The organism is Exiguobacterium algae (genome assembly GCF_018617875.1).
GTDB classification, from domain to species: domain Bacteria; phylum Bacillota; class Bacilli; order Exiguobacteriales; family Exiguobacteriaceae; genus Exiguobacterium; species Exiguobacterium algae.
The window spans coordinates 24,101-44,975 of sequence record NZ_JACSKZ010000005.1; the positions used below are offsets into that span (position 1 = coordinate 24,101).

Consider the following 20,875-nt stretch of genomic DNA (forward strand, 5'->3'; position numbering starts at 1 on the left):
ATAAGGAGTGAGCAGGATGAATCAGGTAAAAGGAATTCACCACGTGACGGCGATTACGAGTAGTGCCGAGAAAAATTATGATTTCTTCACAAACGTGTTAGGGATGCGTCTCGTCAAAAAGACAGTGAACCAGGATGACATTCAAACCTATCATCTGTTTTTCGCAGATGACAAAGGGCGTCCAGGAACGGATATGACGTTCTTCGATTTTCCCGGCATCCCAAAAGGAAAGCACGGCACAAACGAGATCGCCAAAACCTCGTTCCGGGTGCCGACGGACTTGGCACTCACTTACTGGGTGCGCCGATTTGACCGCCTCGGAGTGAAGCATGAAGGCATCCAGGAGCAATTTGGGAAGAAGACATTGCCATTCGTCGATTTTGATGACCAAGCCTATCAACTCATATCAGATGAGTTCAATGAAGGCATCGCATCCGGGGAACCATGGAAGAACGGCCCGATTCCGCTCGAATATGCGATCACGGGTCTTGGTCCGATCTTCATCCGGATCTCGGACTTCACATATTTCAAGCAAATGATGGAGCAGGTCATGTTGTTCCGAGAGCTCGCACAAGAAGGGAATCATCATCTATTTGAAGGAGGTGAGGGTGGAAACGGAGCACAAGTCATCGTCATTCACGACGAGACGTCACCACAGGCACGACAAGGATTTGGTACGGTACACCATGTCGCGTTTCGGGTCGAAAATCGAAGTGTGTTAGATGAGTGGACAGCACGTCTACAACAAATCGGTTTGCCGACATCAGGATATGTCGACCGCTTTTTCTTCGAATCATCGTACGCACGTGTCGCGCCACAGATTTTATTCGAATGGGCGACAGATGGTCCGGGATTCATGGGTGACGAGCCATACGAGACGGTCGGTGAAAAATTATCGCTCCCGCCGTTTCTTGAATCGAAACGGGACCAGATTGAAGCGATGGTTCGACCGATTGACACGGTCAGAAGTACAAAAACGTTTGAGAAAGAATATGAGGGTATGAAATGAGTTTATTCAATCGCTTGTTCAGAACATCAAGTCACTTTACAAACAATCAAGGAGGAAAAAATATGTTAAACATCGGAATCGTACTCGGATCAACTCGTGAAGGACGTGTCAGTCCACAAGTCGGAGCATGGGTGAAAGAACTCGCCGACAATCGTGGGGACGCGAACTATGAAATCATCGACATTGCGGATTACAGCTTGCCACTTTTAGGTGAACCAGACGGAGACGCGTCAGGAGTTGCAGCATGGTCTGAAAAAATCGCTGAAATGGATGGCTTCGTTTTCATCGTTCAAGAGTATAACCATTCGATCAGTGCTGCCCTAAAAAACGCGCTCGACTACTTACGCGTTGAATGGAACGATAAAGCGGCTGGAATCGTCTCGTACGGTTCAGTCGGTGGTGCACGAGCTACGGAACATCTACGTGGCATCTTGAGTGAATTGTCAATTGCTCACGTTCGTGTCCATCCAGCACTTTCACTCTTCACTGACTTTGAGAATGGCACGCATTTCGCACCGAAGGACGTACAAGTTCAGTCGGTGAACGACATGCTCGACCAACTCCTTCCGTGGACGGAAGCGATGCAGTCCGTTCGTACGAAATCAACATCAGAAACAGCATGATCACAAAAGCCGGTCTCTTGATAGACCGGCTTTGTGCGTTTTCAGAACGTTTCAGGTAGAGTGGAGGGGAAAGAATGAAGGCGAGGGAATGAAATGATTCGAACGAAGGTGATGACCGCTTCATTCGTCCCACCCATTTATGCTTGGCTATTGGCATGGCTGGAGATCGTGCAATCCCCGGGGACCGGAACTTTTTTAGCGAACGTGCCTGGTTTTTTGTTGCTTCAAACGATTTATTTAGTCTATAGCTTCCCGATTTTCTTGACCTACGGCTTACTCTCTTCATGGATCAGTGACAAGTTGGCCAATCGATTCTCATCAGAACAAGTGAGTCGCATCGTGTCGTTCATCTTACATATGTTATTCGGGCTGATTTTGTCCTGGTTGAGTGTGCTGGCGGCAATCTTGTTTTTTATGATGAATCGCCTGATCGACCGGTGGCTGGTCCGGAGGAAAATCGTACTAAGTAAACGATCCGCTTTAAACAGTCTCGGGATTCCGGTCGGTTGGTGTCTTTTACTTGTGAGTGCCGTGTATGTGAGTGGAGTGATTCAAGATTTTTTTCAGCGTGTTAACTAACAGACCGCGGATCAGGGAATAAATCGAAAAACATCTTTTATAAAGGGGGAGACGATATGAAGTGGATGATTTACGGGGCAAATGGTTATACGGGTGAGTTGATTGCCCGCCATGCAGTCCGGGAAGGGATGAAGCCTGTGTTGGCGGGGCGCAATGCGCGTGCGATTCAACAACTGGGTACCACCTTACAGTGCGAAACGTCTGTGTTCGCATTAACCCGTGAGGCGGCGATTGAAGCACTACAGGAAGTCGATCTGGTATTGAATTGTGCCGGACCGTTTATCGATACGAGTCGTGTCATGATTGAGGCATGCCTCGAAACAAAGACGCATTACCTGGATATTACCGGGGAAATAGAGGTGTTTGAGTACATTCATTCCAAACAAAGGTCGAGACAAGCTCAAACGAATGATGTCGTTCTCTGTTCCGGGGTCGGGTTTGATGTCATTCCAACCGATTGTGTCGCGCGAAAATTGAAAGAGTTATTGCCGGATGCGACGACACTCGCCCTCGGATTTTCGGCAGCAGGCGGCATCTCGCCGGGCACGATGAAAACCGCGATCCGCAGTCTTGGATCCAGTAGTGTCGAACGGAGGGAAGGTGAATTGATGCCGTTCCCGCTCGGTTCAAAACGGAGACAGATTGATTTCGGCCGCGGGAAACGGACGGCCATTGCGATTCCTTGGGGTGATGTATCAACAGCTTATTACACGACAAATATTCCAAATATCACGACATGGGTCCCCGTGCCGAAAATGTATGCCTATGGAGCGCGTCTGTCTTCCTGGTTTGGTCCAATTCTTGAATCAGAGACCGTCCAACATCGACTTTTACGTTATGTCGACGAGCATGTATCTGGACCGGATGAAGACGAACGGGAACGCTCATCCACCTACGTATGGGGCGAGGCGATGAATGACCGTGGGAAAAAAATCGTTGTCCGCATTAAGACGGCGAGTACTTATGCCTTTACTGTGTACGGGGCATTGGCGGTCGTGAAGCGATTGCTCGGGTCAGGGAGTATGCTTTCTGGAAGCTTTACACCGGCGATGTTATTCGGGTCGCATTTTATCGAGGAGATTGAAGGGTCGTCTACGTTTGTTGTAGATGAAATTCGTATTTGATGGAGGTTGTGTCGTGTTCAAACGAGGCCTGTTACTCTTTGTAGGCGTTTATCTCCTGGTGACCATCTGCGTTATGTTTACTGGAGGAGTAGTCATTGATTGGGTGCCGGAAGCGACGCTTTTTCAAAAGATTCAACAGTATACGATGCTTGGATTGGCACAGTACCCCGTGATGAAGCTTGTCATCACCGTCCTCATCACAGGAAGCATTCTATTGTATGTGGAAATGAGGAAGAACAAGCGCGGCAAAGAAGACCTGTGACTCTTTCATGATCTTTTTCAAGATGTAAACGAATCGTTCGAGGATCTGTGATAAACTCGAATCGATGACAGGGAGGGATGAAGCATGAAACGACTTGAAATGGCAAGGCGGATTGAACGCATTAAGGCGGATGGCACCTCCGCTTACATTCGATATCGAAAACAGAATCCTCCCTATGAAGGTGCGGAGCTAGTTGTCGAAAATAAAGGGCATGTCTTTAAAATGGGTAACATGAGTTTTGCGGTTGGGTTCGGGCTGAACCGGCCGACAAGTTTTTATGACCTTCACCAAATGGAAAAATGGGTGCGAGGCAAAAACGTGTCGCGTCTGCATATCGAGGTGTGTCCACTTGCCGATGACTCGTTGCTTCGATTGTTACAGGAACGAAACTATACACTCGACCACTTTTTAGACGTATGGGTATTGGACGTACAAGCGTTTGAGGTGTCGGAAGCGACGACGTCTCAAGTCGAGGAAGTTCAATCCGAAACGGTTGACGAATGGGCGCGTGCGATCGCAGCCGGCTTCGCAGAGTCGGGAACCGTGCTTCAAGAGACGATTGACACGGCCAAGGGATTTTATGCGTTGCATGAAAATAAAGCATACCTCGTCCGTGAGGGGGATGCCGTGGTCGCTGGAGGGATTTTAGCAATCCAAGACAAAATGGGCGAGCTCTTTTTGACGAGTACCGTGCCGGCGTATCGACAAAAGGGGTATCAGACCCAACTGATCTTAGAGCGGATCGCACAAGCAAAAGCAGCGGGGTGTGAAACGGTGACGGTGACAACGAAAGTGGATTCGGCTTCAGGACGAAACATGGAGCGTCTCGGATTTCGACCGTATTATCAAAAGGCCGTCATGAAAAGCCCAATCCTTAAATAAGGCAGGTCGTTCCCGGAACGACCTGCCTTTTGTTCATAATAAAGATTCGGCGCCATCGACGTATACTTCGGATCCTGTGACATGGCTCGACATGTTGCTCGCAAAAAATAAAGCGACATCGGCAACTTGCTTCGCGGACCCGGATTTGCCTGCGAGCGGCTGATTCCCCAATGGATATTCGATCGGGATTGTGATCTCCTCCAGCAATGCATCATCCCGGGTTGTCGAGTCATCAATATTTGTATCGATGGCTCCCGGGCAAATCACGTTGACGCGAATCCCAAATTGAGCAAGTTCAGCGGCAGCCATCTTCGCGAAGCCATTTTGTCCGGCTTTCGTCGTCGCATAACCGCTGAATCCGAAATTTTTGAAATAGCGATTCCCGTTGATGGAAGAGGTAACGATGATACTTCCGCCTTGATCCTTTAAATGCGGGATGGCATGCTTGATCGTCAAGAAAGTACCTGTCAGGTTGGTCTCGACCACGCTGTCCCAATCTTCGAGTGACAAATGTTCAATCGGGGTGATGGTTCCGTTTCGCCCCGCGTTTGCAAATACAATATCGACCTGACCAAATTGTTTGACGGTCCGGTCATAGGCCTGTTTCATCTCTTCTTCGTTCGCCACATCAGCACCGATGCCGATTGCTTTCTCTTCTCCAACTAAACTGGCCAATTGTTCCGCATCATGTTCATGTAAATCAACAATCGCGACTTTGGCGCCCGCTTGAATAAAACGGATGACTGCTGCGCGCCCGATACCGGAAGCAGCCCCAGTGACGAATGCGACTTTTCCAGATAACAGTTTATTTGAGATCATCCCATCACTCCTTTAACAGTTCTGTTCTCATATTCCACTGTTTCAGAAAAGCTACGCTTGTTTCTTGAAAAATTATTCGGAGGTGACTTCGATGGAACGTGCGATTTTTAAGTTTGCATTCGGAACAAGTTCAATGATGATTCGTTGTCCCATCCGTAAGTCTTGAACACTATCCGCGATTCCGGTCACTTCGGTTTGGTCGTTAATGAGGATGACATGTAAGTTTTTCTCTTCTCGGTCTTCAGTCGGTCCGACTAATAGTTGTGGGATGTCGACGCGCTCGATTCGTCCTTCCAGCACGTTATCATCCCAGGTGCTCACCCAGTATATAGCGACCAAAAAAAGACTGAGGAACAAAAGTGCGAAAATCAGCCGTGTTTTCATCATCATCCTGCTCCTTTGAGGCACCCTTATTTAATTGATTGTATTGTCTATTTACCCGAAACTGACAAAAAGCGTTCGATTTTAGTAGGAATTTTCAGTGAAATAGGGAATAGACATAAAACTACTACAACATAAAATGGAGGCGTTGCTCGTGATGATGATGGGAACGATTAGTTTTGTTGCGTGTGCGTGGGTACTATTCGGACTGTGGACGATCGGACACGCCAGACGCCGCGTAATCGGGGGTGTCGTGGTGGTTGGTCTGACCCTTCTGTTTTCTCCGTTCTTTCTTGTACAAATGGGACAACAGTACGGATTTTTAGGCATTCAATTCGGGCTGGCCGTTCTATTTATGTTGTTAGGAGGCGGTTTCTTTTATACGGCGCTCGGGTGGGCAGGAAGACCACGTAAAATAAGGAAAGTACGGACGCTCTCAGAAGACCCGGATTTATTTTAGAAAAGAGGAATGACATGATTGAACAGCTTACAGTCGTGGATGCATCACGACGACCGATTGGCAAGAAGGACCGGGACTCGGTTCACTTTGATGGAGATTGGCATGAAACCTTTCACTGCTGGTTTTGGAAGGATGACAATCTTTATCTTCAACTGCGCAGCCCCGAAAAGAAAGATTTTCCGGGAAAACTGGACATTACGGCAGCCGGTCATTTGGCAGTAGGTGAGGACGCAACAGACGGTGTACGTGAAATTGAAGAAGAGCTCGGCATGCGAGTTGAATATGAGCAACTGCATTCCCTTGGTGTATTTGAAGATGTCATTGAGGCGGACGCGTTTACCGATCGAGAGTTCGCCCATACATATGCCTATCGATACAGAGGAGAATCGTTTCATTTGGATACCGAAGAAGTAACGGACATCGTCATTGTAAAACGAAAAGATCTCATCCGGTTGATACAAGGTCAAGTCATCCAAATCAATGTCCAATCCGTCTTGTTACGTAATCATTATCTGATTTCAACAGATGCGTTGGTCCCGCACGCTGAATCATACTGGGCACATGTTTTGGAAGGATTGACCCGCCTGGCTTCCAGGAGTTGATCTACCTTGAAGGTTTGAGCGCAAAAAATGATTGAATCAGCAACTCCATTTACATATGAAAGGAAGAACATACGGATGACACAAACGATTACATATAAACAAAATCCGCCGATTTCTGACTTATACAAGGCGTTCATGGACGGGTTCTCAGACTATATGATTCAATTCCAACTGGACGAACCCGGATTTGAGTCGGTGTTCCTCGTTCGAGACCAGAATCAACCGTCTCGCTCCATTGTCGCATATGCGGACGGGCAACCAATTGGCGTCGTATTGAGTGGAATTGCCAATCTGGATTCGGGTTTCCGTACCCGCTGTGGTGGATTGGCCATTGCTCCTGAATACCGTCATTTAGGAATCGCGAAGGAATTGATGCGTCGTTTTGAAGAACAGGCCAAAGGGGTTCGATTATTGGAAGTCATAAAAGGGAATGACCTGGCGCTGGCCTTATATAAACGATTAGGATATGAAGTAGTGCGCGAAATTTTTTATTTTCAATCGATTCAGACAGAAACGAAGGCCACGTTTGAAACTGAGCCGATTCAAACGTTATTCGAGGAGGCGTATTCAACGAGTGGACATGTACCGATTTGGCAACAAGATGCGAGAGTGACGCAACAACCGGCAGATGTGGAGTTGGTTCGAGTGAAGGAAGGGGAAAAAGAAGGGTTGTTGTTATATCGTGGCAATGTGCTACTTGATGTATTTGGCGAGGATGACGATGCGGAATGGATTCTGCGAGCGGCAGCGAGTCGTCACCCAATCCAGTTGACGATCACTTCTGACCGTTCTTCTCTGTTATCCGCAGCGAAAGCGTTAGGCTTTAAACAAGGGGAGCTCTCCCAATATGAAATGGTGAAAGTTTCGGCATGAGGTCAGTCCTTGTATTCTGTATCCTATTGCTGTTTATAGGAAATACACTGACGCTCATCGGTTTGACGACCAACATCACTGGATGGATGCTAAGCCTTGCGGTCATTGGAGGACCGGTATTGACCGGGGTGGCGATTATCGGAATTCTTGTGATTTTTGTCTATTTGAAACGACATTCTCATCTGGAGAGGAAACAAAAGCGGGACAATAAATAAGTCTTCACAGACGGTTGATGTTTTAATACACCAACCGTCTGTTTCATTTCCCTCGTCAACCGGCTGGATAAGTGACTGAATGAGATGTGAGGTCGCTGTGAAGTGGGATAAACACGTTTCCCACGACCTTGTAATCTGTGCAATGAAAATGAAATACTTCATATATTGAAATTTTTAACCCCTGGTGGTATATTCGCACATGTAGATTTTTAAAGAAGGCAGTGCATGATTTCATCTGGAGGTTTTACCATATATATGTTTAAGAAATTAATCCTGACAGCTGGTGTCGGTATCTTACTGTTTAACGGTCAGACGGCATCGGCGAGCAGTTTGACTCCGAACGACCTCGTTAATACGAAACAATCCATTCGAACAGCCACGAAACAAAAACATGAAGTGAAACAATCGATTCAAGCAATCAAAACGAAATTAAAACAACTCGATCGCCAGGAAAAAGCGATCCAAACCAAGATCAATGGGACTTCAGAACAACTCGAGTCATTCGACGAGCAGTTGAAGCCTGAGGAAACATCCCTCTTTGCAAAAGTCGTCTCCTCTGTCTTCCCAAGCGCGAAAGCGGAAGCCGCTGAAGCTGAAGAAGAGCGGAACGAACTGATGAAAAAGAAAGAGGAAGCGTCAAAAGCATTGAACGAATTAGAAGACAAACAACAATCCATCGCGAAAAAGCGCGAAAAATATAAAACCGCTTATACCCAAAAGAACAAGCAATATAAAAAGCAATCGAATTATTTGAGTGAATTGAAGAAACAATACCAATCGATGGTACCGGATCGCTTTTTGATGCCGGCTACGGGGCGGCTCTCACAGGGATTCGGAGCGGCTGGCGGCGAAAACGGCTATACGTTCCATAATGGACTCGATATTGCTGCGAAGACCGGTACACCGATTTATGCTGCGGCAGACGGAAAAGTGACACAGGTCAGCTCAAGCGGACCTTACGGGAAGCATATGAAAATCGAGCATACCATCGATGGACAAAAATGGACGACGGTATATGCGCACATGAATCGAATCGATGTGAAGAAAGGGCAGACCGTCCTTCAAGGCGAGCAAATCGGCCAAATTGGGACAACGGGTAACTCGACCGGGCCACATCTTCACTTTGAAGTGCACAAAGGAAACTATTCGTTCTCAGCCACTTCGGCTGGTCATGCCATAAACCCGATGAAAGTTGCGGAACGTGTAGGCGGTGCCTCACCTGTGAAACAAACACTCTAATCGGGTCGGAACTCATACAAATTGGAGACAACCTCCAAGGCGTATGAGTTTTTTTATGCGAAAAACATCCCCTGCGCCCAAAATAGGGTGCAAGGGATGGCAACATGCGTAGGTCAGGATTCACGAGTTGGGTCGTGATTCCCTTCGCTGTCGGCAATCGTATCTGAGCTACCGAAGTCTTCGACCTGACTGAACGCATCCGTTTTCTTACCGACCTCATCGGTTCCGTCCAATTCTTTTCGCCGGGCGGTTTCATCGGGATTTAATACGTCTTCCTCGACCGGACGGTTCAAGTCGCCTTCGTGTTCCATTTCATCACGTTCCCGTGCGTGCTCGATACATAATGTGGCTTCCGGCACGACTTCGAGGCGATCGAGCTCGATGTCTTTTCCGCACACTTCACATTTCCCGTATGTGCCTTTTTCGATGGCGAGTAACGCTTTATCGACATCGCTCAAGAAGTCTTCATCCAGTTCATTTAACGCTTGATCTCGTTCACGCAAAAACAATTCTTCCCCTGAATCGGCCGGATGATTGTCGTAGTGAGACAATTCCCCTTCATCGTACGACTCTTCCCGATTCTCCATATATCCTTCTGTCTTTGCTTTTTCTTTCAATAAACGTTTTTTGAACGTTTCAATCTGTTCTGGTGTTAGCATTCGATTCACTCTCCAATTCTCAGTTCATTAGTATGAGGTTTCCCATTTTGGTTGGAGACAAACCTTTTGGCTGACAACGAAAGCTGCCGGAGGACTGTTAAAAAAGGGTATGATGGCTTTAGAGATGCTTGAGGATGTGAGAAGGAGGAACGAAATATGCGAAAAGTAGAAGTGTTGACGTATGACCCGTTGTGGCAAACACGGTTCGAGGAGGAAGCCGGAAAACTGACACGGTTGTTCGGGGAAGAGTTGGTCGCGATTTATCATATCGGGAGCACATCGGTGAAGGGGCTTGCCGCAAAGCCAATCATTGACCTGATGCCTGTTGTTCGGGATATTGAACGTGTGGATGCCTATGCGGAACGGATGGAGGCGCTCGGTTATCGCGGACTCGGTGAATATGGTATTCCGAAACGCCGCTATTTCAGAAAAGGGGAAGACGTGCGAACGGTACACGTTCATATTTTTGAAGACGGCAGTCCCGATGTGGTGAGGCATCTTGCGTTCAGAGACTACTTGAAGGCATTCCCGGAAGTGCGGGACGAGTATGGAGCGTTGAAACAGCAGCTCGCCGAACAGCATCCTGATGACATGGAAGGATATATTCAAGGAAAGCATGATTGGGTCGTCGAGACAGAGCGTTTGGCGTCCATCTGGTATGAAGAAAACCAAGAAAAGTGAAACCTCTCTTCGGGACAGACGTATGGTAAAGAAAAGGATAGGAGAGGGAGGATGAGGGAATGAAACGAATCTTCGGTAAATTGATTGAATACGGATGCGCGGCGCTACTTTTCATGGGCTTGTTTTTCGTGATGCGTTATGTAGTGGGGCAAACCGCTGATGAAGTGCGCGGTGCTTACATTTTATTATTTGGCACGGCCATCCTGGTGTTCCCGTTGTCTCTCTTAGGGGGCTACTTCATCACCCGACCGATTCAACGCCGGTTGAATGGGAAAACGAAAAAATCAGGTTCGGGACATGCGCTTCAAGGCTATGAAAAACCACACGGGGTGACGGAGGACCGATCTTCGTTTCAAGACATGTCATGATGAATTGGATTCAATTTGTCCCAACGACAGACGCCCATCTCATCGCCACGTTGAATCGATCGATTCATGAGCATCATGTTGCCATGAATCCTCACTTCTTCGCACCGTATGATGAGGAGAACGTGCGCGAGGCATTTGAACCACTGATGACAAAGCCGGAGCACCATTTCGAATGGATTCACGTCGACGATGAGCGTGTTGGATATGTATGGTTTGAAGAGAAAGTGAGTGAGGCGAACGCATTCCGTCACGCGGTACGAGTCGTACACATTCGTCACATTAGCATCGAACCCCGCTTCAAACGAAAGGGCTATGGCCGCCTCGCCGTGGAACGGGTCGAGCAGTTTGCTAAAGCGCACGGTTTCGAGTCGATCGAACTTGACTACTGGAATCAAAATGAACAGGCTGCTCTGTTTTATGAGGAGCTTGGATTTGAACCGAAGCGACAAATCGTTACGAAGTCAATCAAGGGGGAAGGTTGAATGGATCTATTGATGACCGGATTAGGGATCTTAGGTGTGATCTCTCTACTATTGTTCTTCAACAATTATTGGATGGGATACAAAAAAGGGAATATCGTGATGACGTTGGACGAACATTACACGAACTTGAATGAATATGTCCCGGCAATCCTCGCCAAGCTTTACGAGGAAGGGAAGGCGGCCCATTACTTAGGGGACCGTAAATTCGAGGTGGAAGGGAAGTCGTACGTACTGGTGGAACGAACGGTTTCGATTGGACGAGTGCCGACACAGCAGACGGTGTTGACCCCGGAAGAGTCCTCATAAAGTGAAAACAGGAGACCCTGTGCCATAGGGTCTCCTGTTTTCTATTCGTTTCGTTCAGCGGGGGGACCGAAAACGCCGGCGTGATAATCCCGAAAGGCTTGGCGAATTTCTTCTTCTGAATTCATCACGAATGGACCGTGGGCCACGTAGTCTTCTCGAAGCGGTTTGCCTGAATAGAGAAGGAGGCGAGTCCTCGAGGTGGCGTGTAGACGGATGCTGCTAAGCGTATCCGCTGTCTCATCGAATGTGAGTGTTGCCGCATCGGTTTTTTCAAGCTGGACGCCCGATGTCCCGACTTCGACCGAGCCGGCAAGGACGTAAAGAAAACTGTTATGGTTCGTCGGAAAGGCATGTTCATAGGTTGCCCCTTGCTTTAAGCTGATCTCACTCATTGTAATCGGCACAAGGCTGTCCAGTGGTCCGCGAACCCCTAAAAGATCACCGGAATACACACGAACTTGTCCACCATCGATGGGGACGACCGGTGCATCTTCGATGTAGATGTTTTGATAGGACGTCTTCGTCTTCTTCAAAGATTTCGGCAGATTGAGCCAAAGCTGCAACGTGTGAATCAAATCATCGTCAACGGCCTCTTCAGCATGGCGGGCCGCCCAACCGGCATTCATATACTGCACGTCCCCAGCATCCAGAATCGAATGTCCGCCATGGTTGTCGATGTGCTCGAGTCGTCCGTCGATGACGTACGTGATCGTTTGAAAACCACGGTGCGGATGATCTGAAAAGGTGCCTCGCTTGAACCAATCTTCGGCCATTAAGATAAACGGGTCGAACTCCTCTTTTCGCTCAGGAGGTAAGACCCACCCCTGTTGAACGTGGGGATAGCCGTTTTGGTTGTAAGTGACGCGCCAATGCTCTTTGATGTCCCGCTCAAAGCGTTCCGTCATGTTCATCCTCTCCCTTCGTCTCTATTGTCCCACATGAATGGGGATTTTCGACTGGAAGTGCTCGAAAGCCACAAACAGGCAGATGAGAGTCATCCTCTCACCTGCCTGTTTCGATTAATCGAATAGTTTATGCCACTGCTCTGCGTCCTCTTGGAGGAGTTTGAAGTGAGAATTCGTCTTCGAGTTGGTTAAGAACACATCGTCTTTGTAATAGCTAACATCGAATGTTTGGGCGCTGACTCCTTCGAATAGTGTCAGATAGGGCATCGGTGCGGGAGAACCGAATTGGGAAGTCGAATTGGAACGTTCGATCGCCTCAAATAAGAAATCATGGTCTTTGGCGGGTACGTGCTTCAGAAATGACGTATCAGTTGATTTTGTGCCAATTAACGCCAGCTCATGGAACACGGCATGGCGCCGGTTAGCAAATTGTTGGTGCATCTTTTTTTTCAATTCATCGCCATGCAATAATTTGTTCGCCTTATAGGTGATCGAAACATACTGTTGATGTGGCTTGCCGTCTCGCATATAAGACACACTGAAGAGGGGATACTGTTTCCCAGGCTCCAATGTCGAAGGCAAGTCATTCAATATCTTCGCCCCAAGCAGACGCGTGATGAAAGCGTCTTTTGGTTGTAGGGCATCGGCATACTTTTCTTGATTTGAACTTGTGTAAATGGCGTACTGCATACCTGCGTCGGACTCTTCAGTACCGAGTCCAAGAGACAGGTACGGGTCACGAGAGGTTGCATTGATCGGATAGGTGACGTTCTCCTCCTCGTCATCAGCCTTAAACGTGAAAATCAAACTGCCCTCAAAAGGCATCGTCACGTGAACAAGGGTTTGCTCCATTCCGGTTCGGATCGGGTACGGCTCGTTTCCGATTGGTTTTTTCAATTCTTTAAGAAATTGTGCCCGTTCAAATGATTGTGCCACACGTAATTTTGCGACAGCAGGAAAGTCGTCAGCTGTGTTGGCGAAATTCAAAATGCTTCCGGGTGCGGCATCGATTTGTTTCACATATGTGATTGACTCTACATGACACTGTACGAATGATTGCTCGTTCACATTGAAAAAAGTTGCTGTCGGAAAAGCAGGCGTTGAGGTGGTCGCTGTGAGAGGTTGCGTCAGTGTGACGGTCCCTAACCACCGCCGGTCACCTTCGGGCAAATCGGTCACCGCGTGATCCGGAGCACATGACTCCAGTACGTGCGAACGATCGACCTCTGGTAATTCGATTTGTTGTCCATTCGGTAACATGGCACGTCCTTGATAGTATTCAGGGGCTGTATGTAAACGGAGTGCGTGTTCTTCCTCGCATCCGAATAAGAAGAAAAGGATTGCGAGGGTACTAAAAACCAGGTACTTTTTCACATCGGTACTCTCCTTCGATGAATCACTTTCATCATTCTAGCACCATTTTTTTGTGACTTTAGTCTTAGGAAAATTAATTTGTGATTTTAAAAAAAATACAAAAATCCCGTCCAACTTGAACTGGACGGGATATAAAACCAAAAATGTTTAATTAAGGTAATTCTCATTTTTCATCTTGTCGATTTTTGATGAAAAAAGATTGATATGAGTGGGTTTTGAAAAAAGTCGAAATTCCTCTAATTTGTTCACATAGAACGGTGAGGGATATATTGGTTTTTTAAACCTTTAATCGACATCTCGACCGCGTGCCGCCTTCAAAATTTCGAACCATTCTTCTCGACTGAGCTCGATGTTGAGTGCATCGACACCTGTACGGACACGGTCGATTTTACCTGATCCGATGATTGGAAGGATGGTTGCCGGATGTTTCAACAACCAGGCATATACAATCGCATCGATTCCGCTTGCGTCGTGGCGTGTACGGATTTCTTCAAGTTTTTCACGAAGTGGAGCGTAGTGTTCTTCCTTGAACAAGCTACCGCCTGCAAGGGGGCTCCAGGCCATGAGCGGCATGCGTTTCTCATGACAAAGGTCGACTGATCCGTCTTCGAAATGCTTGAGTTGCATCGGAGACAGTTCCAGTTGATTTGTCACGAGCTGGAACGGCAGACGCGACTGGAGCAAGTTTTGCGTTGACGGGACATGGTTGGAAATCCCGAATTCACGAACTTTTCCACTTTCCCGTAAGGCGATGAATGCCTCTGCGACTTCATCCGGATTCATGAGTGGGTCCGGGCGGTGAATGAGCAATGTATCGATTTGCTCGATGTTCAACTCCCGTAGAGACCGCTCGACTTGTGAAAGAATGTGTTCTTTTGACGTGTCGTAGTAGTTCAATTTCTGACCCGGGTTGTAATCACCTGTCAATTTGATTCCGGTTTTTGTGACGATCTCAATTTGATCGCGCAGGGACGGCTTCAATTTCAAAGCTTCCCCAAACAACCCTTCACACGTGTACCCTCCGTAAATATCAGCATGATCGAATGTCGTGATACCGAGTTCGATACACTGCTCGATGAATTCGAGACGCTCCTGCGGGTTCATGTCCCATTCGGCGAGACGCCACATTCCATGAATCACACGCGAAAATGATAATTCTTCTGTTAAAGCGATTCGTTGCATAATCGTTCCTCCTTTGTCTACAGTCGCTTTTCATTATACGTGTTTCAAGTAGGGGCGTCACCTTGTAAGGGGGGAGGCGAGTCGGGTAAAGGGGTGTTTTTTCTTTTTGGGATAGGGGAACAGAAATAGCGTGTCGTTATCACGGATTAAGAAGAAAGGGGAACATCGAAATGGCTCATCGGATTTATGCGAATGAACTGGAAACGTTACATGAATGTGTGGAGACATGTAATTTTTGTCTCGAATCCTGCTTAGAGGAGCAGGATGTGAAGATGATGGTCGACTGTATTCGACTCGACCGGGAGTGTGCGGCTGCTTGTGCCTTTCTGGCTGAAGCGATGACGCGTGATTCAGCATTCGTGCCTGAGCTCGCTCAGGCCTGCGCCGTCATTTGTAAGGCATGCGCTCAGGAATGTGGAAAACATCAACATGAACATTGTCAGGAATGCGCACGTGTCTGCAACGAGTGTGCCTCGATGTGTGACCGTCTAGCATCATAAAAAATCGGCTGGTCATTGGGCCAGCCGATTTTTCGTGTGTTTTGGACAGGCAATTCGTATAATAAGAAAAAACAGAAAGTGGTGCCGCTATGATTCGATTCTGTCGTCGTGACGACTTGCAAGCCATTTTACATATTTATAATGATGCGATTGTGAACAGCACCGCCGTCTATCATTATGAGCCGGTGACGATTGAAAATCGAATCGCCTGGTATGAAGAGAAAAAAGAGCAACAACTTCCAATCCTCGTCTGGTCAGAAGGGGATGTCGTCATGGGCTTTGCCACGTTCGGCCCATTTCGTCCGTGGCCGGCCTATCATTATACGGTCGAACATTCCGTCTACGTTCATCCGGGTTACCGGGGAAAAGGGATTGGAAATAAGCTGTTACTTGAAATCATCCGAATCGCTGAAGAACGGGAGTACAAAACAATCATCGGTGGAATCGATGCCTCGAACGTTGGAAGTATTCGAGCCCACAAAAAGGTAGGATTTGTCCACTCCGGAACGATTCGTCAAGCGGGCTACAAGTTTGGGAAATGGTTGGACCTTTCCTTTTATCAACTGGAGTTGAAAGGGCCTGACAAGCCAAAAGAAATTTAAGCGGGTGCTGTCGCTTGTTCGGAAATACGATATACTGACAACAGTGAATTGAATGGAGGAATAAGTATGTCAGCAATCCCGAACTGCCCGAAATGTCAATCTGCCTATGTGTATGAGGATGGATCGCTTCTCGTTTGTCCAGAGTGTGCTTACGAGTGGTCGCCAAGTGAACAGGCCGAAGCAGAAGAAGCCGCTCAAATAAAAGATGTGAACGGAAACGTACTAAGCGACGGCGATACGGTCACGGTCATTAAAGATTTGAAAGTAAAAGGAACCTCACTCGTCGTCAAACAAGGCACGAAGGTAAAAGGAATTCGTTTAGTAGATGGAGACCATGACATCGATTGCAAGATTGATGGACTCGGGGCCATGAAACTAAAATCAGAATTCGTGAAGAAAATCTAAAAAGTGTTTCGGTCCATTCGGACTGAAACACTTTTTGTTTAGGAGAAGAAAGGTTTGTATTCCCGGCGTTCATGCATGACCGACACCCATTGAAGCGTCGTGAACTCTTCAAGCACCCATTCCCCGTTGAATCGGCCGAGTCCGGAGTTCTTCTCGCCCCCGAACGGCATATGCGGTTCATCGTTGACCGATTGGTCGTTAACGTGGATCATCCCGGTTTCGACTTTTCGTGCGAAATTAGTCGCGCGGTATACCGAACCATGGACGGCACCGCTCAATCCATACGGCAATTCATTCGAGAGACGTAGCGCCTCCTCCTCATCCTTGAAGGAGAGAATGACTGCGACAGGGCCGAAGATTTCATTTTTCGCGAGCGGCATGTCATTCGTGACGCCACTGAGGACGGTCGGTTGAAGGACATTTCCGTCCGCTGACCCGCCGGTATGGACGGTGGCGCCGGCGTCGACCGTTTTCTCGATTTGGTCTAAGAGGCGATCGATTTGATCGTGGTCGATAAGCGGTCCGACTTGCGTGTCTTTATCGTTCGGGTCACCTGCTTTCAACTGTTTAACGCGCTCGACATAACGTTCGACGAACTCGTCATGAATTGATTCAGCTACGAGGATGCGGTTCGTCGACATACAGATTTGCCCTTGATGGTAGAACTTGCTGTATACTGCCGATTCGACAGCGCGGTCGAGATCGGCATCGTCGAGCACGACGAACACGTTATTCCCACCGAGTTCAAGTGCCGTTTTCTTCAAGAGGCGACCTGCCTTTTCCGCAATCCCTTGACCGACCTCGGTCGAACCGGTGAACGAGATGAGGCGTGGGATTGGGTGCTCGACAATGGCATCCCCAATTTCAGAACCCCGTCCGACGACGACATTCAGTACGCCTTTTGGAAGTCCTGCTTCTTCAAAGAGGGAGGCGAACAGGAGACCCCCAGTGACCGGTGTCGCGGTAGCCGGTTTGACGACGACTGTGTTGCCGGTCGCAAGCGCTGTTACGATTGAACGGACAGCCAAATGGAGTGGGAAGTTCCATGGACTGATGATGCCGATGACACCAAGAGGTTTGCGATACACGCGGTTCTCTTTATTCGGCACAATCGATGGTTTAATGAGACCATCCATACGGAATGGGAACGTCGCGGCTTCTTTGATGATGGCCATCGATGCGGCAAATTCGCCTTCTGCCTTGATGCGCGTACTGCCGGACTCTTTCACGAGCCAATCGATGATGAAGTCTTTGTGATCCATTGTCAGCTGGGCAAACTTCTCAATCAGCTCACGTCGTGCTTGCGGAACCATGTCCGCCCACTCCGCCTGCGCATCCCTGGCTGCTTCGTAGGCACGGTTTAAATCCTCTTCACCCGCTGATCGAATCGAGAATAGTGTTTCGTTTGTGAACGGATTGACGTTGTCGATCGATTTTTCACTCGATCCTTCTATCCATTCCCCGTTAATGTACATATGTGTAAAATCTGTATGCATCGTAAACACTCCTTTATTTTTTCTTCACCATAGGAACTATTCACGTTCAGTCGAAAATGAAACCTTTTGATGTACGTTAGGATGTAGAAGTAAAGGAGGAGTCGTTTGGATACCGGGCAGGTGTGAACAGGAAAGGATGATTGAATCTCATCCCTTTTGCTGTTCGGGGAGACTTGCGGTAGAGTAAGGGTCAGAGAGGGGTTTGAAAGAGAAATGAAACGATATGAAGCCATTTTATTTGATATTGATGATACGTTACTCGACTTTAAACAGAGCGAACATGTCGCATTGGAGCAACTGCTCGCATCCTACAACGTCCGGATGACGGATGAAGTGAAGGAACGGTATGTGCGGATTAACAGCGAACTGTGGCGGGCGTTTGAGCGCGGTGAAGTCGAACGGGACGAGGTGCTCGTCGGACGCCATACAAAATTATTCGATTCGTTAGGCGTGAGGATTGATGGACCACGCGTCGAGCAACAGTACCGGGACTTCCTGCATGCCGGTGTTCACATGGTCGACGGGGCACTTGAGATTGTCCGGACACTAAGCGAACAGTATCCGCTCTATATCGTCACGAACGGCGTGACGGAGACGCAGTTCAAACGGTTAGAGTCATCTGGACTATTGCCGTATTTCCAAGACGTCTTCGTATCAGATGCGACCGGATCGCAAAAACCGATGAAGTCGTTCTTTGACTACGTCTTCGAACGAATCCCAAACGTAGCGCCAGAGAAAGGCTTAATCATCGGCGACTCAGTAACGGCAGATATCGCCGGGGGACGGATGTATGGTCTGGACACGTGTTGGTTCAATCCGAACGAAGTGGCGGCGACGATCGAGTCGACGTATGAGATTCGACATTTACATGAGTTGAAATCGTTGCTTTGAGTTATGTAAGGGTGCGTGAATGAGTCGGCAAGCGATTCGGTAGCTGAGCGAGCACTTCTGGATAGAGTGTGATGTCTTGAAGACGGTCAAGTTTTTGCCAACGATAGATGAGGTGGTCTCCTTCCGGTCCGTAAAAATCTCCGTCTTGGAGCGGGAGGTCACCGTCTACATAAAAATAGAGTCCGATCTCATGAAACGGTTGGTCGTTGTAAGTAAATAAGTTCTCGTGCACGAAAGCGAACGAGGCATCGGTCACACGCATGTTCAATTCTTCATGTAGCTCGCGTGCGAGGGCGGTTGCAGCTTCTTCACCGAGCGTCACGCGACCACCGGGCAGTGCCCAAAAATCATCCCGGACGTTTCGATGAATCAATAAGTGACCGTCTTTTACAAAAATACCGGCGACGCGGTAATTGAAGACGCCGTTTTCAGTAGGGAATACGAGATCCATCTATATCACTTCCAATCTTTGTCATATGTTCTAGTATACCTGAAGGAGGGGTCAAATGTTTCAACCACATACGCAATATCGAGATGAAGATTTCCGCGAGGTGACACTCCGTGACGAAGAACTGTCACACGTCACGTTCGAGAGCTGTCGCTTCACGTACGTCGATGCGACGGAACTGCAAACGGACCGCTGTCAGTTCATCAACTGTGATTTTACCGATTCGAAATGGAATGCGTCCCGGCATGTCGGGAGTTCATTTTTGAACTGTCAATTCCATGGCGCTAACCTGTTCACGAGTGAGTTTGAGCAATGTAAAATGACGGGGTCTTCATTTGAAGAGAGCCAGTTTGAGGGCGTCCGTGTAACAGAAGGCGACTGGTCATTCGTCAACCTTCGTCACGTGTCGCTCAAGAAAATGGATTGGTCCCACGTTCGGTTGGTCGAGGCGGACCTGTACGGTGCCGACTTGAGCGAGACGGTGTGGCACCAGGCGGATTTGTCACGGGCGACGCTCCAACATGCGGTGTGCCGTGGTGCCGACTTCAGAGGAGCGCTCGTCGATGGGGTTGACTTCTCAAACGTGACGTTGCACCAAACAAAACTAGACGCGATGCAGGCGATTCAAGTCGCGCGCTCATTGGGGGCGATTATAGAATGAAACCAACGGAAATCATCAATCAACTCTTGCATTATGCAGAAGAACGCGAAATGATTCGCACGGTTGTGCTGAACGGTTCGCTCGTCAATCCGAACATCAAATCGGATCCTTATCAGGATGTGGACATGACCTTTTTTGCTACAGACGTCGCTTCGATCGCTCAGGACAATTCTTGGATCAACGCGTTTGGGGATGTGTTAATCATGCAAATGCCGGAGACGGCGGATGCATCACGTCACGTAACCTTCCTCGTCCAATATGCGGAGGGGCACCGCATCGATCTGACCATTCGCTCCACGGACGATTTGTTGGAAACGCTCGAGACAGACTCGTTGAGTCGTGTCTTACTCGACCGGGACGGACTTGCCGGACAACCGTTTCCAAGTGAAAGGTCGTACCGGGTGATGCGTCCGTCCGCCGAACAATATGCGGCGTGCTGGAATGAATTTTGGTGGGTGTCTTTGTACGTTGTGAAAGGGATCAAACGCCATCAGGTACTTTATGCACTCGATCATTTGGAAATCATGCGGAACATGCTTCGGCAGATGATGGAGTGGAATATCGGGTATGCCACGGACTTTACCGTTAATCTCGGAAAATCCGGGGACGGGATGCGTGAGCATCTGCCTGAGGAAATATGGGACATGCTGTGTGCCACGTACGCGTCAGCGGAACTGAGTGCATTGGAAGACACACACGACCGGCTGATGTCCCTATTCTTCTTCTGTGCCCAGCGTGTCGCCGAACAAGGGGAGTTCTTCTTTCCTGAAGAAGAGGCGCGTCGTGTCCGTAGCGCATGTGCAACGTTGTGGCATTCAAACGATTAATTGCTGAGTGGGCAGGGAAC

General features: G+C 48.3%; 29 protein-coding genes. 21 read left to right on the plus strand and 8 right to left on the minus strand.

The genetic code is table 11. The features are described 5' to 3' along the window. The first annotated feature begins 16 nt into the window (after positions 1-16). The 6 genes from KNP03_RS11315 (at position 17) to KNP03_RS11340 (ending at position 4,479) form a co-directional block, all read left to right on the plus strand. A complete protein-coding gene (locus tag KNP03_RS11315; protein WP_214829350.1) occupies positions 17-1,009 on the plus strand; it encodes a ring-cleaving dioxygenase in 993 nt (330 codons plus the stop codon). Then, positions 1,006-1,632, plus strand: a complete 627-nt coding sequence (locus KNP03_RS11320; protein ID WP_420827887.1) for an NADPH-dependent FMN reductase — start codon at positions 1,006-1,008, stop codon at positions 1,630-1,632. The genes KNP03_RS11315 and KNP03_RS11320 overlap by 4 nt, the downstream gene beginning before the upstream one ends. A gap of 93 nt (positions 1,633-1,725) precedes the next feature. After that, entirely contained in the window at positions 1,726-2,211 is a 486-nt protein-coding gene (locus tag KNP03_RS11325; RefSeq protein WP_214829352.1) for a hypothetical protein, read from the plus strand. A gap of 56 nt (positions 2,212-2,267) precedes the next feature. Beyond that, positions 2,268-3,335: a saccharopine dehydrogenase family protein gene (locus tag KNP03_RS11330; protein WP_214829353.1), complete on the plus strand. Its 1,068-nt coding sequence runs from the start codon at positions 2,268-2,270 to the stop codon at positions 3,333-3,335. A gap of 13 nt (positions 3,336-3,348) precedes the next feature. Beyond that, positions 3,349-3,597, plus strand: a complete 249-nt coding sequence (locus KNP03_RS11335; RefSeq protein WP_214829354.1) for a hypothetical protein — start codon at positions 3,349-3,351, stop codon at positions 3,595-3,597. Positions 3,598-3,681: 84 nt separating this feature from the next. Beyond that, on the plus strand, positions 3,682-4,479 hold the full coding sequence (locus KNP03_RS11340) for a GNAT family N-acetyltransferase (RefSeq protein ID WP_214829356.1): 798 nt from the start codon (positions 3,682-3,684) through the stop codon (positions 4,477-4,479). Positions 4,480-4,512: 33 nt separating this feature from the next. On the opposite strand, the gene KNP03_RS11345 is transcribed toward KNP03_RS11340, so the two are convergent. Both KNP03_RS11345 and KNP03_RS11350 read right to left on the minus strand, forming a co-directional pair. Further along, positions 4,513-5,298 carry an SDR family oxidoreductase gene (locus KNP03_RS11345; RefSeq protein WP_214829358.1) on the minus strand — a complete coding sequence of 262 codons (786 nt, stop codon included), beginning with the start codon at positions 5,296-5,298 and terminating at the stop codon, positions 4,513-4,515. 72 nt (positions 5,299-5,370) lie between these two features. Further along, positions 5,371-5,685: a hypothetical protein gene (locus KNP03_RS11350; RefSeq protein ID WP_240544596.1), complete on the minus strand. Its 315-nt coding sequence runs from the start codon at positions 5,683-5,685 to the stop codon at positions 5,371-5,373. Between the two features lie 148 nt (positions 5,686-5,833). Between KNP03_RS11350 and KNP03_RS11355 the strand changes: the two genes are divergently transcribed. The 5 genes from KNP03_RS11355 (at position 5,834) to KNP03_RS11375 (ending at position 9,068) form a co-directional block, all read left to right on the plus strand. Beyond that, positions 5,834-6,139: a hypothetical protein gene (locus KNP03_RS11355; protein ID WP_214829360.1), complete on the plus strand. Its 306-nt coding sequence runs from the start codon at positions 5,834-5,836 to the stop codon at positions 6,137-6,139. 14 nt (positions 6,140-6,153) lie between these two features. Further along, complete coding sequence (locus KNP03_RS11360) at positions 6,154-6,741, plus strand: NUDIX hydrolase (RefSeq protein WP_214829362.1); 588 nt, start codon at positions 6,154-6,156, stop codon at positions 6,739-6,741. Positions 6,742-6,816: 75 nt separating this feature from the next. Further along, positions 6,817-7,614, plus strand: a complete 798-nt coding sequence (locus tag KNP03_RS11365) for a GNAT family N-acetyltransferase (RefSeq protein WP_214829363.1) — start codon at positions 6,817-6,819, stop codon at positions 7,612-7,614. Further along, complete coding sequence (locus KNP03_RS11370; RefSeq protein WP_214829364.1) at positions 7,611-7,829, plus strand: hypothetical protein; 219 nt, start codon at positions 7,611-7,613, stop codon at positions 7,827-7,829. Before KNP03_RS11365 ends, KNP03_RS11370 begins: the two co-directional genes overlap by 4 nt. A 255-nt stretch (positions 7,830-8,084) precedes the next feature. Then, a complete protein-coding gene (locus KNP03_RS11375; RefSeq protein WP_214829365.1) occupies positions 8,085-9,068 on the plus strand; it encodes a M23 family metallopeptidase in 984 nt (327 codons plus the stop codon). A gap of 113 nt (positions 9,069-9,181) precedes the next feature. Here KNP03_RS11375 and KNP03_RS11380 read toward each other — a convergent pair whose 3' ends face one another. Next, a complete protein-coding gene (locus KNP03_RS11380) occupies positions 9,182-9,727 on the minus strand; it encodes a TraR/DksA C4-type zinc finger protein (RefSeq protein WP_214829366.1) in 546 nt (181 codons plus the stop codon). A 156-nt stretch (positions 9,728-9,883) separates the two neighbouring features. On the opposite strand from KNP03_RS11380, the gene KNP03_RS11385 reads away from it, so the two are divergent. From KNP03_RS11385 to KNP03_RS11400, 4 genes are read left to right on the plus strand one after another with little or no spacing between them, the layout of a single operon-like run. Beyond that, positions 9,884-10,408 (plus strand): GrpB family protein, encoded by a 525-nt coding sequence (locus tag KNP03_RS11385; RefSeq protein WP_214829367.1) that lies wholly within the window; start codon positions 9,884-9,886, stop codon positions 10,406-10,408. 59 nt (positions 10,409-10,467) lie between these two features. After that, positions 10,468-10,776, plus strand: coding sequence for a hypothetical protein (locus KNP03_RS11390; RefSeq protein WP_214829369.1), 309 nt, complete (start codon positions 10,468-10,470; stop codon positions 10,774-10,776). Continuing rightward, entirely contained in the window at positions 10,776-11,258 is a 483-nt protein-coding gene (locus tag KNP03_RS11395; protein ID WP_214829371.1) for a GNAT family N-acetyltransferase, read from the plus strand. Before KNP03_RS11390 ends, KNP03_RS11395 begins: the two co-directional genes overlap by 1 nt. Then, positions 11,259-11,564: a hypothetical protein gene (locus KNP03_RS11400; RefSeq protein WP_214829373.1), complete on the plus strand. Its 306-nt coding sequence runs from the start codon at positions 11,259-11,261 to the stop codon at positions 11,562-11,564. It begins immediately after the preceding gene. A gap of 41 nt (positions 11,565-11,605) precedes the next feature. Here the strand turns inward: KNP03_RS11400 and KNP03_RS11405 are convergent, their stop codons facing one another. From KNP03_RS11405 to KNP03_RS11415, 3 genes are all read right to left on the minus strand, one after another. Continuing rightward, the gene (locus KNP03_RS11405) at positions 11,606-12,469 is read right to left on the minus strand and encodes a pirin family protein (RefSeq protein ID WP_214829375.1); all 864 of its coding nucleotides are present in this window, start codon (positions 12,467-12,469) and stop codon (positions 11,606-11,608) included. A gap of 114 nt (positions 12,470-12,583) precedes the next feature. Next, positions 12,584-13,843: a hypothetical protein gene (locus tag KNP03_RS11410; protein WP_214829377.1), complete on the minus strand. Its 1,260-nt coding sequence runs from the start codon at positions 13,841-13,843 to the stop codon at positions 12,584-12,586. A gap of 285 nt (positions 13,844-14,128) precedes the next feature. Then, complete coding sequence (locus tag KNP03_RS11415; protein ID WP_214829378.1) at positions 14,129-15,025, minus strand: aldo/keto reductase; 897 nt, start codon at positions 15,023-15,025, stop codon at positions 14,129-14,131. 170 nt (positions 15,026-15,195) lie between these two features. On the opposite strand from KNP03_RS11415, the gene KNP03_RS11420 reads away from it, so the two are divergent. The 3 genes from KNP03_RS11420 (at position 15,196) to KNP03_RS11430 (ending at position 16,532) form a co-directional block, all read left to right on the plus strand. Beyond that, complete coding sequence (locus KNP03_RS11420; protein WP_214829379.1) at positions 15,196-15,525, plus strand: four-helix bundle copper-binding protein; 330 nt, start codon at positions 15,196-15,198, stop codon at positions 15,523-15,525. Between the two features lie 89 nt (positions 15,526-15,614). Further along, the gene (locus tag KNP03_RS11425; protein WP_214829380.1) at positions 15,615-16,127 is read left to right on the plus strand and encodes a GNAT family N-acetyltransferase; all 513 of its coding nucleotides are present in this window, start codon (positions 15,615-15,617) and stop codon (positions 16,125-16,127) included. A 66-nt stretch (positions 16,128-16,193) separates the two neighbouring features. Then, positions 16,194-16,532: a zinc ribbon domain-containing protein YjdM gene (locus KNP03_RS11430; protein ID WP_214829381.1), complete on the plus strand. Its 339-nt coding sequence runs from the start codon at positions 16,194-16,196 to the stop codon at positions 16,530-16,532. A 38-nt stretch (positions 16,533-16,570) separates the two neighbouring features. On the opposite strand, the gene KNP03_RS11435 is transcribed toward KNP03_RS11430, so the two are convergent. Beyond that, positions 16,571-18,028 (minus strand): aldehyde dehydrogenase family protein, encoded by a 1,458-nt coding sequence (locus KNP03_RS11435; RefSeq protein WP_214829384.1) that lies wholly within the window; start codon positions 18,026-18,028, stop codon positions 16,571-16,573. Positions 18,029-18,241: 213 nt separating this feature from the next. Here KNP03_RS11435 and KNP03_RS11440 point away from each other — a divergent pair, with 213 nt between their 5' ends. Continuing rightward, positions 18,242-18,919 (plus strand): YjjG family noncanonical pyrimidine nucleotidase, encoded by a 678-nt coding sequence (locus KNP03_RS11440; protein ID WP_214829386.1) that lies wholly within the window; start codon positions 18,242-18,244, stop codon positions 18,917-18,919. Position 18,920: 1 nt separating this feature from the next. Here KNP03_RS11440 and KNP03_RS11445 read toward each other — a convergent pair whose 3' ends face one another. Further along, positions 18,921-19,370: an NUDIX hydrolase gene (locus KNP03_RS11445; protein WP_214829388.1), complete on the minus strand. Its 450-nt coding sequence runs from the start codon at positions 19,368-19,370 to the stop codon at positions 18,921-18,923. A 55-nt stretch (positions 19,371-19,425) separates the two neighbouring features. Between KNP03_RS11445 and KNP03_RS11450 the strand changes: the two genes are divergently transcribed. Further along, a complete protein-coding gene (locus KNP03_RS11450) occupies positions 19,426-20,028 on the plus strand; it encodes a pentapeptide repeat-containing protein (RefSeq protein ID WP_214829390.1) in 603 nt (200 codons plus the stop codon). Next, positions 20,025-20,855, plus strand: a complete 831-nt coding sequence (locus KNP03_RS11455; protein WP_214829392.1) for an aminoglycoside 6-adenylyltransferase — start codon at positions 20,025-20,027, stop codon at positions 20,853-20,855. Before KNP03_RS11450 ends, KNP03_RS11455 begins: the two co-directional genes overlap by 4 nt. Positions 20,856-20,875 lie beyond the last annotated feature (20 nt).